Source organism: Alphaproteobacteria bacterium (genome assembly GCA_040216735.1).
Classification (GTDB): Bacteria; Pseudomonadota; Alphaproteobacteria; order SHVP01; family SHVP01; genus CALJDF01.
The window spans coordinates 1-11524 of record JAVJOO010000002.1 but is presented as its reverse complement, the minus strand read 5'-3'; the positions used below and the strand labels follow the sequence as shown (position 1 = coordinate 11524).

Sequence of the window (11524 nt, the reverse complement as noted above, 5' to 3'; positions counted from 1 at the left end):
CGTTCACTCCATGAAAACCGGGATGTCCCGGATGCTGTCGATGATTTCCGGGCGCACCAGCCGAACGTCCACCGCGCCGTCCTGGCGCAACGAGTCGCGCACCTGGGTGCCGCTGATGTCGACGGTACGTTGCGGCAGCGTTGCGCGGTGGGGGCAGGTCTTGTCGGTGACGATCCCGTCGCAAACTTCGCAGTGAAACGGTCCGTGCAGATAGAGGATCGAGATGCCGAGGCGGTCCTCGAAGCGCCGGACCAAGTCGTGCGCGTCATAGAGGCCGTAATAGCCGCCAACCCCGGCATGGTCGCGCCCGATAATGAAATGGGTGCACCCGTAATTGCGCCGGACGACCGCGTGGAACAACGCCTCGCGCGGGCCGGCATAACGCATGTTTGCCGAAAACGCGCTCAGCAGAACTCGGTCGCGCACGAAAAAATCGTCGAGCAGCGCGCGGTAGCCCTGGCGGATCGCTTCGGCCGTGTAGTCGCCGGTTTTCTTCCATCCGATCAGCGGATGGACCAGAAGCCCATCGACATTTTCCAGGGCGACACGCAGCAGATATTCATGCGCGCGGTGCGGCACATTGCGGGTTTGGAAACCGGCGACCGTGTGCCATCCCCGTGTGGCGAAAGCCGCCCGGGTTTGCCGCGGCGAAAGCTCCCAGTCCGGGCGTGCACCCGGCACAGGAGTGAAGCCGTGTACCGGCCCGCCGACAAACCTGTCGTGACCCGCGCGCAGGCGTTGCACGCCGGGATGCGCAGGATCGTCGGTGCCGAACAGACGCCGCGCAGCGGCGCCTTTGTCGAGCGTAAAGACGCTGTGAACGTCTAGCCGACCGACCGGGAAACCTTGGAAGGTTAAGTCGATGTGCGACCCGGCGTGTCGGGCCGTCGCCGCCGGCACATCGAGCAACACCGGCAACGGAAACACCGCACCGTCCGGCAGCGCCAGTGACTCCAGGATCGAAGCGACCTGAACGTCGGTGCAGAACCCGTCGAGCGGGTGAAACGCACCCTCGGCAATCTTCTCAAGCTCGCGGTACTGGGCCGCGTCGAGGGCGAAAACGGCCATTAGGCGGCGTGTCGCCGTGCGCTCAAGTGAGCGAGCACGGCATCGACCATGGTTTCCACGGGCGGGCAGCGTTCGGCGTCGAAAACGACGTCGGGATTGCGCGGTGCGGACCAAGGGATGTCGATCCCGACGACATCCCGCGTCAACCCGGCGCGCGCGCGGCGATAGAGGCCCTTGGTGTCGCGGGCCGCGAGGAATTCCACGCCGGCCTTCAAATAAACCTCGACATAGTCGGGAAGGTTCTCTCGATTCCAGGCGAGCAATGCCGGGTTTGCGTAAAGCACCGAGACCAATACGTCGGCCCCTTGTGCCGCAAGCAGGCCGCACAACCCTTGGACCCGCCGAACCTGCCGCACACGGTCGGCCGCGCAAAACGACAAATCGTCGCTAACGGCTTGGCGCAGCGCATCGCCGTCGAGTTTGATCACGCGTGGCCGTACCGGAAGGAGGCGCGCATAAAGCGCGTCACAGAGTGTCGTTTTTCCGGCCCCCGATAGGCCGGTTATCCAAACGATCATGGCCGGGCATCTCCCAGTGAAGAACACCCCAGCATCGCGCGGGATGGTTAACAAACCCTTAGAACGCCCCCCACGACGTGCCCCGACAGGTAACGAATTCTCAACCAACAGCGCGCTCCAATAGTGCACCTGCCCGAAGTGGAACCGATGTCATGTCGACCCCCTCGATTGACGCCCTCGAGTTCGACGCCGCCGCCGCGCCTGCCGCGATCGTCGGTGCGTTGCGCGACCATGGTTGCGCCCTGGTGCGCGGCCTCTTGCCGGCGCCACCGCTGCGCACGCTGTTTCATCGCGCTGCCAAAAATTTCGCCGCGCTCGATAGCGCTGGTTTGCGCGGGACCGAGTGGGTAACGGATGTCGATGTCGGTTTTGTCGATGAAACCCAGGGGCGCGTATCGCTCGAAGACCGCGACGGCATGGTTCTGCCGACCACGGTGTGGTCGGCTTGTGCACCGGGCTTCTATGCCGATAACCCCACACTCTTCGACCACAGTGTTTTCCGGTTTCTCGAGGGAACGCACCTGTCGCCGATCTTGTCAGCGGTGTTCGGCGGTAGTTTCTCGTTTGCCTACGACGCCTCGCGGGTCCGGCGCCACTCGGGGTTGGCCTGCGACAACAGGTTGCACCTCCACCAGGACGCCGCGTCGGCAGACTACGGCCCGCACCAAATCGTTACCGCGTGGATTCCGCTGTGCCCGTGCGGCGACACGGCGCCGGGCCTGCAGGTCTATCCGGGGAAAATGATTGAACTGCTGCCGCGCAAGCAAACCCGCTGGTTCATCGACGACCGCCATCTCGGGGCGGTTCGCGAGGCGTTGTGGCGCCCCGTTTTTGCTGTGGGCGACGTTTTTCTGTTCGACGCCCACACCGTCCACGGCACCTACGTGACCGAGGAAATGCCCGACCTGCGGATCAGCATCGACGTGCGGGCCCACGCCCCCGGCCGCCCGCCCCGGTTCATGGACGGGAAGCCCGCTTACAGGGTCATACCGGCGACTGTCGCAGCCTAGTGAGGCAAACCCCGCACGTTGTGACATCAGTCACAGCGCGGGTGCCCCGGCCGAGGTAGAACCACGACGGTTTGTTCTCTCAACCATCTCTTTAGGTGGGTGGGAAACGCCTTGATGGGGTGGCTTCGGCCACCCCTTTTTCTTAGGTCGCGGGGGATGCGGCACGGGCCTTGACGAAATAGCGGTCCTGGCCGATCCGGCCCGCGTCTTCGCCGCCAAGGGCGGCAAGGAACGTCGCGACGCGGGTGTCCTTTGCCTCCAGACACTCGACCTGGATAACCCAAGCTTCGTCCGCCAACAGGGCGCGGGCACCCTCAAGGACGGCGATTTCGTGTCCTTCGACATCGATTTTCAGACAATAACCTCCGCCGGGCCGAAAAAGGCTGTCCAGGCGGCGGGCCGGAATATCGATTGAATCGGCCGTCTTGGCGCCCAAAACACGACTTTGGCCGGTAAATTTATCGCCTGCAGCCGAAAATGAGACATTTCCGTCATGGTCGGAAAGCGCCACTTCGTGGACAAGAACCCGGTCAAGAAGCCCATTTAGGTGCAAATTTGCGCGTAGACAGGCCAAATTTCGCGCATCCGGTTCAAAAGCATGGATGCTCCCGAACGACCCGTGCAGGGCTGCTTGGACGCTGTAAAGCCCGAAATTCGCCCCGATATCCACAAAAACCGCACAATCGTGGGATCTGGCCAGATCGAACAGTTTTACCCGTTGGGCCACTTCGTAGTCGCCATCGAACAGCATGTGACGATCGATGAAGTGGCGATGATTGAGCAGCCACGTCGCGCCGCCGCGCCGGGCCACGCGGTAGCCTGCCGGATAGCGCCAATCCGCGAGGCGACGGCGCACACTGGTCAGCAGTCGATTGGTCACACGCCCTCCCGGTTCGATTTGTCCGCGACCTTATCGGGGCGCGTTAACGGTTCATCAACCAGTTTTCGCACATGATCGCCCCATCGTGCCCCTCTATCCGGTACGATGCCTCCCTGAACTCGGGACGGGGCGTCCGCGCTCCGTCCTTTTTTCTTGCCCGAATCGAACCGGAATCGCCTGACTCACGGTTGAATCGGTGCGCCATCGCACAACTCCAAGGCATCAATGGATTCGCCAGCCACAGTGACCCGCGTCACTGGGTTACGGCTAAAAATGCGTAGAATGCATCCTACATCAATGCCGCAGAACGGCGGGCAATTCGACCAAGGTAGACGGCACAAATGACCAGTAATCCCGTAAGAATTCGTAGTAATCTCAAGGCCTGGGCAGGGAACGATCCGGTGCGCGCCCGCCGCACCGGACGCACGTTTTCCTATGCCGGTCTGATTGGGAGATAGAGCCGTGGTAGACGATCGCAACGAGACACCCGACACGCCTGTGGCGGCTGGCGAGGGCACGGCCCCGATTACACTGAACGCTGCGGGTGTCAGCACCCTGACCGTCCCGCACGGCGCGATGCTCCTGAACGCCCAGTTCGCCCGTGCAGGCACCGAACTTCAGCTCACCGGTCAGAACGGCGAGCAGGTCATGGTGCAGAATTTCTTCGGCACCGAAATGGCCCCGGTTCTGATGACCGAGGGCGGTGGCAAAATCATGCCCGACGTGGCCGAAGCGTTGGCCGGCCCCGACATCCTCGGCGGCGGCGAGGGCGATGCCACTCTGATGGGGCAAAGCGATCAACCGATCGGCACCGTCGATACGGCCGAGGGCGGCGTCTTCGCGACTCGCGCCGATGGCACGCGTGTCGAACTGAACGAAGGCGATCCGGTCTATCAGGGCGATGTGCTCGAGACCGACGATACCGGCGCGGTGAGCGTCACCTTTATCGACAACACGGAATTCGCGCTCGACGAAGGCGCGCGCATGACCCTCGACGAAATGGTGTTCGACGCGAACACCGGCGAAGGGTCGTCGACCTTCACCGTGGTTCAGGGCGTCTTCACCTTCGTTTCGGGCCAGGTCGCCAAGTCCGGCTCCGATGCGATGACGGTCAATACGCCGGTCGCCACCATCGGTATTCGCGGCACCAAGGTCGCGATCAAGGCGGGTTCCGAAGACGAAGACACCGTTATCACGCTGTTGCAGGAAGACTCCGGTCACATCGGCGAAATCGCCGTCACCAACGATGCCGGCACCCAGGTGCTAAACCAAGCCAACCAGACCGTCTTCATCGAAAGCGCGCTGGTCGCGCCGACCCAGCCGGCGATTCTGCCGTCCGAACAGCTCCGCAGCATCTTTACCGACAACGCCAACGACACCCGTGGCCTGTGGCGCTACGAAGAGGGCGAGCAGGGCCGCAACGACGGCGGCGACCTCGAGCAAACGATCGACGAGGCGAAGGAGGCGGCGGCCGAAGAGGGTGCCGACGAAGACACAGTCGATAACGCCGAGGCCGCAGCCGAACTCGCGTTCGAACTCGCGCTGGCCGAAGGGTTGGATGAAGAAGAAGCGTTGCAAGAGGCCGCCGAGGCGTTCCAAAACGCTTTGGTCGATCAGGGCGCGGCCGACTCGCTCATCGAAACTGCCGCGGGCGGTGACGACGCCGGCGGTCCGGACGACGACTTCGGCGGCGGCGACAGCGTGTTCGACTACAACCCGAGCGCCGGCTTTGGCGGCACCCAGGGCGGCCTCAGCCAGGGCGGCGGGGGGCCGGGCGCGCCGGTCACGGGTTTCCAGCCCACCAGCCAGAACAACACGGTCTTCGATCCGGTGATTCGCGGTGGCGCGGGCGACGATACCCTCACCGGCACCGAGGGCGACGATCAGTTCGACGCCGGTGCGGGCAACGATACGATCAATGCGCTTGGCGGCGACGACATCGTCGATGCCGGTGCTGGCAACGACACTGTTTTCGGCGGCGCGGGCGACGACACGATCGACGGCGGCACAGGTAACGACACGCTCCACGGTGGCGCGGACGACGACGATATCTCGGGCGGCGCGGGCAACGACACGATCTTTGGTGGCACTGGCGACGACGACATCGAGGGCGGCGACGGCAACGATACGATTTTCGGCGGGGCCGGCGAGGACAACATCGACGCGGGTGACGGCGACGATTTTATCGGCACTTCCGACGATGACGGCTCGGACGATGTCTACGACGGCGGCGACGGGATCGATACCGTCTCCTTCGCGGCCGATACCGAGGGTGTGACCGTCAACCTCGACGAAGACGACAACGACGAGTTCGACATCGACGCCAACACCGCGCGCGGCGATGCCACCGGCGAAGACGAAATCGAAAATGTCGAGAACATCGTCACGGGCTCGGGCGACGACGTCATCATCGGGCAGACCGGCGAAGCCAATACGATCAATGCGGGCGCAGGCGACGACCTTGTCATCGGCGGTGAGGGAGACACGCTGATCGGTGGCGCCGGGACCGACACCCTGCGTATTTCCATGACCCGCGCGGAGTTCGAGGATCCGGCCTTCCAGGCCGAGGTTGCGGCCTACCGCGCCGACCCCAGCACGCCGTTCCATTTCAACTCTATCGACATGGATGTCGAGACGTTCGAGCTCCTTCAGATCGAAGTCGACGGCACCATCATCGCTGCCGAACCGCCGACGCTTTCGGTTGGCGACGTCTATGGCGTTGAGGATTCTGCCATCCTGCTTGGGCTGGGCGCGTCGCTGAACGACACCGACGGGGCCGAGGTGCTTGAGGTTCAAGTCAGCGGCTTGCCCGAGGGCTCGACCCTGCACTTCATCGACGACAATGGCGTTGCCCAGTCGATCGCGATCACCGACGGCGAGGGCTCGATCGAGATTTCCGGCGCCTCTCAGGCGTTGCTCGATACCCTGGCAGTGACCCCGCCTGCGGGTGACTCCGGCGACTTCCAAATCAACGTGACCGCAACGGCGGTCGAGGCCGACGGGTCGATCTCGTCGGTATCCGACAGCTTCAACGTCATCGTCAACGGTATCCCGACCGTTCTGCCCGATTCCATCGCGGGCACCGAGGACGCCGGCGTGTTGGTCGGCAGCCTGACCGACGACATCGGCGGCGAGGGTACCTTCGACCGCGACAGCGACGATCTCGAATTCAGCATTGACGGTGTTACCGCCGATGCCAACGGCGACTATGTCGTTGCGACGCCCGAAGGCACGCTGACGCTGCATGCCGACGGCACCTACGAATTCGCCATTGACGCCTCGCAGCAATCCCTGGACGACGGCGAGAGCGCGGTTGCTCAGTTCACCATCGTCGCGACCGACAACGGCCAGCCGGTCCTGTTCGACGATAACACCTTGACGGTCACGATCACCGGCTCCAACGACGGGCCGGTCGCGAGCGCAGAGTTGGTGACGGGCGGCGAAGACGCCGGCCAGTTGACCGGCAATCTCGACGCCACCGACATCGACGGCGACGATCTGACGTTCAGCCTGCAGGGCGACGGCGAGGGCGAGTACGGGCAGCTGACGGTCAACGCCGACGGCTCCTACACCTTCGATATCGGCGACGCGGCGCAAGGCCTGGACGACGGCGAGAGCGCGGTCGAGACCTTCACCTACGAAGTGACCGACGGAGATGTCGTCAGCACCCAAACCATTCAGGTGACGATCACCGGATCGAACGACGGGCCCGTAGCGCAAGCAGAGGCTGTATCCGGTTCAGAGGACGCCGGTCAGTTGACGGGCAACCTCGCCGCCACCGACATCGACGGCGATTCGCTCACCTTCAGTCTCGATCCCAGCGAGACCGGCACTGGCCAGTACGGCGATCTGACGGTCAATGCAGATGGTTCCTACACCTTCGACTTGAACGCCGCCGCGCAGACCCTGGACGACGGCGAAACCGCGGTCGAGACCTTTACCTATCAGGTCAGCGACGGCGACGAGACCGTTACCCAAGCGATCCAAGTCACGATCACCGGCTCGAACGATGCCCCGGTCGCTACCGCCGAAACGATCGCCGGCACCGAAGACAGCGGCGTCCTGAGCGGCAACTTGGATGCCACCGACATCGACGGCGAGAATGTGACCTTTACCGTCGACGGCCACACGCCCGATGCGAACGGCGTCACCACGGTTCCCGTTCAGGGAACAGTCGGCGGTCAGACCGTCACCGTCGGCTTGCTCATCGTTGCGGCGGACGGCGCCTACACCTTCACCCCCGACAACGCCGCTCTCCAAGGGCTCGGTCCGGACGACCAGGTCCAGGTCGACCTGACCTTCACCGCGAGCGACGGCACTGCAAGCGATAGCGATACCCTGTCGATCACCCTTCAGGGCACCGACGACAACTTGGTCGCGCTCGCGGAAATCGTCCAAGGCACCGAGGACAGCAGCGTCCTGACCGGTAATCTCGATGCCACCGACCCCGAAGGTGGCGAAATCAGCTTTGGCATCTCCGGCGTCGAACCCGACGGCACGACCGGCGCCACTACGGTCGCGGTCCAGGGTACGGTCAACGGCGAAACCGTCACGGTCGGCCAACTGGTCGTCCAGCAGGACGGCTCCTACGCCTTCACGCCTGATAACGCCGCCCTTCAGGGTCTCGACGACGGCGAGGAGGTCGATGTCGATCTCACCTTCACCGCGAGCGACGGGGCCAACGTTTCCGAAAACACCCTCAGCATCACATTGACCGGCTCCAACGACGGCCCGGTGGCTACCGCCGAGGTTATCTCGGGCGGCGAAGACGCAGGGCAACTCACCGGCAACTTGGAGGCAACTGACGTCGAGGGCGACGACCTGACGTTCAGCCTGCAAGGCGACGGCGAAGGCCAGTACGGGCAGCTCACCGTCAATGCCGACGGGTCCTACACCTTCGATATCGCCGAAGCGGCGCAAGGCCTCGACGATGGCGAATCCGCGGTCGAGACGTTCACTTACGAAGTGACCGATGGCGACGTCACCAGCACCCAGACGATCAGTGTCACGATCACCGGGTCCAACGACGGTCCGGTCGCACAGGCCGAATTCGTGACCGGCAGTGAAGATGCGGGCACGGTGACGGGCAACCTCACCGCCACCGATATCGACGGCGACGATTTGACCTTTGGGCTCGCGTCGGGCGAAGACGGCGCCGGCCAATACGGCACGCTGACGGTCAACGCCGATGGCTCCTACAGCTTCGCGGTCAATGAAAATGCGCAAAGCCTCGACGACGGCGAGACCGCGGTCGAGACCTTCACCTATCAGGTGAGCGACGGCGACGAGACCGTTACCCAGACCATTTCAGTCGCGATCACCGGCAGCAACGACGGACCCATCGCGCAAGCCGAAGCGGTTACGGGCGGCGAAGACGCCGGCCAGTTGAGCGGCAACTTGGATGCCACGGATGTCGAGGGCGACGACCTGACGTTCAGCCTGCAGGGCGACGGCGCCGGGCAGTACGGACAACTGACAGTCAACGCCGATGGCTCCTACACCTTCGATATTGCCGAAGCGGCACAGGGTCTCGACGACGGGGAATCCGCAGTCGAGACGTTCACCTACGAAGTGAGCGACGGCGACGTAACCACGACCCAAACGATCCAAGTGACGATCACTGGCTCGAACGACGGCCCCGTGGCACAGGCGGAGTCTGTCTCCGGCGGCGAAGACGCCGGGCAACTCACCGGCAACCTCGATGCGGCGGACGTGGACGGCGACGACCTGACGTTCTCGCTCCAGGGCGACGGGGAAGGCCAGTTCGGTCAGCTCACTGTTAACGCCGACGGTTCCTACACCTTCGACATTGCCGAAGCGGCGCAAGGGTTGGATGACGGTGAGAGCGCGGTTGAGACGTTCACCTATGAGGTCACCGACGGGGACGTCACGAGCACCCAGACGATCACGGTGACGATCACCGGGTCCAACGACGGTCCGGTGGCACAGGCCGAATCCGTCTCCGGCACCGAGGACGCCGGCCAACTGACCGGCAACTTGGATGCGGCGGACGTGGACGGCGACGACCTGACGTTCAGCCTGCAGGGCGACGGCGAGGGCCAGTACGGGCAGCTGACGGTCAATACAGATGGTTCCTACACCTTCGATATCGCTTCCAACGCCCAATCGTTGGATGATGGCGAGAGCGTTGTCGAGACCTTCACGTATGAAGTGACGGACGGGGACGTTGTCTCGACGCAGACGATCCAAGTCACGATCACCGGGTCCAATGATGGCCCGGTGGCACAGGCCGAGACGGTGACAGGCACCGAGGATGCGGGTCAACTGACCGGCAACCTCGATGCCGCGGACGTGGACGGCGACGATCTGACGTTCAGCCTGCAGGGCGACGGGGAAGGCCAGTATGGCCAACTGACGGTGAATGCCGACGGTTCCTACACGTTCGATATCGCCGATGCGGCCCAAGGGCTGGATGACGGCGAATCTGCGGTCGAGACCTTCACGTATGAAGTGACTGACGGCGACGTTGTCTCGACGCAGACGATCACGGTGACGATCACCGGGTCCAACGACGGGCCGGTGGCACAGGCCGAGACAGTCTCGGGCAATGAAGATGCGGGCCAACTCACCGGCAATCTCGATGCAGCCGATGTGGACGGCGACGAACTAACGTTCAGCCTGCAGGGCGACGGCGAGGGCCAGTACGGCCAGCTCACTGTCAACGCTGACGGTTCCTACACGTTCGACATCGCCGAGGCGGCGCAAGGGTTGGACGACGGCGAGAGCGCGGTCGAGACCTTTACCTACGAAGTAACCGACGGCGACGTCACGAGTACCCAGACGATCACGGTGACGATCACCGGGTCCAACGATGGGCCGGTCGCGCAGGCCGAGACGGTTGCCGGCAACGAAGATGCCGGCCAACTGACCGGCAACCTCGATGCGGCGGACGTCGATGGTGATGATCTGACGTTCTCGCTCCAGGGCGACGGGGAAGGCCAGTACGGTCAGCTCACCGTCAACGCCGACGGCAGCTACACGTTCGACATCGCCGAAGCGGCCCAAGGGCTGGATGACGGCGAATCTGCGGTTGAGACCTTCACGTATGAAGTGACGGATGGGGATGTCACGAGCACCCAGACGATCACGGTGACGATCACCGGGTCCAACGACGGGCCAGTGGCGCAAGCCGAGGCGGTGTCGGGTTCCGAGGATGCGGGTCAACTGACCGGCAACTTGGATGCAGCCGATGTCGACGGCGACGACCTGACGTTCTCGCTGCAGGGCGACGGGGAAGGCCAGTACGGCCAACTCACCGTGAACGCCGACGGTTCCTACACGTTCGACATCGCCGATGCGGCGCAAGGCCTGGATGACGGCGAGTCTGCGGTTGAGACGTTCACCTACGAGGTCACCGACGGCGACGTTACGAGCACCCAGACGATCACCGTGACGATCACCGGGTCCAACGATGGGCCGGTGGCGCAAGCCGAGACGGTGACGGGCAATGAAGATGCCGGCCAGCTGACCGGCAACTTGGATGCGGCCGACGTCGATGGTGATGATCTGACGTTCTCGCTGCAGGGCGACGGCGAGGGCCAGTACGGCCAGCTCACTGTCAACGCTGACGGTTCCTACACGTTCGACATCGCCGAGGCGGCGCAAGGGTTGGACGACGGCGAGAGCGCGGCCGAGACCTTTACCTACGAAGTAACCGACGGCGACGTCACCACTACCCAGACGATCACCGTGACGATCACCGGGTCCAACGATGGGCCGGTGGCGCAAGCCGAGACGGTGACGGGCAATGAAGATGCCGGCCAGCTGACCGGCAACTTGGATGCGGCGGACGTCGATGGCGACGACTTGACGTTCTCGCTCCAGGGCGACGGCGAGGGGCAGTACGGCCAACTCACCGTGAACGCCGACGGTTCCTACACGTTCGATATCGCCGAAGCGGCGCAAGGGTTGGACGACGGCGAGTCTGCGGTCGAGACCTTTACTTACGAGGTCACTGACGGGGATGTCGTCTCGACGCAAACGATCACGGTAACGATCACCGGTTCGAACGACGGCCCGGTGGCGCA

The 11524-nt window shown here is 63.7% G+C and carries 5 protein-coding genes; 2 read left to right on the top strand and 3 right to left on the bottom strand.

The annotated features are described in order from the left end of the window. Positions 1 to 3 precede the first annotated feature (3 nt). Positions 4 to 1068 carry a sulfate adenylyltransferase gene (locus RID42_01130; GenBank protein MEQ8246261.1) on the bottom strand — a complete coding sequence of 355 codons (1065 nt, stop codon included), beginning with the start codon at positions 1066 to 1068 and terminating at the stop codon, positions 4 to 6. Continuing rightward, positions 1068 to 1586 (bottom strand): adenylyl-sulfate kinase, encoded by a 519-nt coding sequence (locus RID42_01125; protein MEQ8246260.1) that lies wholly within the window; start codon positions 1584 to 1586, stop codon positions 1068 to 1070. Before RID42_01125 ends, RID42_01130 begins: the two co-directional genes overlap by 1 nt. A 152-nt stretch (positions 1587 to 1738) precedes the next feature. On the opposite strand from RID42_01125, the gene RID42_01120 reads away from it, so the two are divergent. Beyond that, positions 1739 to 2596 carry a phytanoyl-CoA dioxygenase family protein gene (locus RID42_01120; GenBank protein MEQ8246259.1) on the top strand — a complete coding sequence of 286 codons (858 nt, stop codon included), beginning with the start codon at positions 1739 to 1741 and terminating at the stop codon, positions 2594 to 2596. A 142-nt stretch (positions 2597 to 2738) separates the two neighbouring features. Here the strand turns inward: RID42_01120 and RID42_01115 are convergent, their stop codons facing one another. Next, entirely contained in the window at positions 2739 to 3476 is a 738-nt protein-coding gene (locus RID42_01115; protein ID MEQ8246258.1) for an FkbM family methyltransferase, read from the bottom strand. Positions 3477 to 3938: 462 nt separating this feature from the next. Between RID42_01115 and RID42_01110 the strand changes: the two genes are divergently transcribed. Further along, positions 3939 to 11524, top strand: a 7586-nt coding sequence (locus RID42_01110; protein ID MEQ8246257.1) for a VCBS domain-containing protein, incomplete at its 3' end; no start/stop codon positions are given.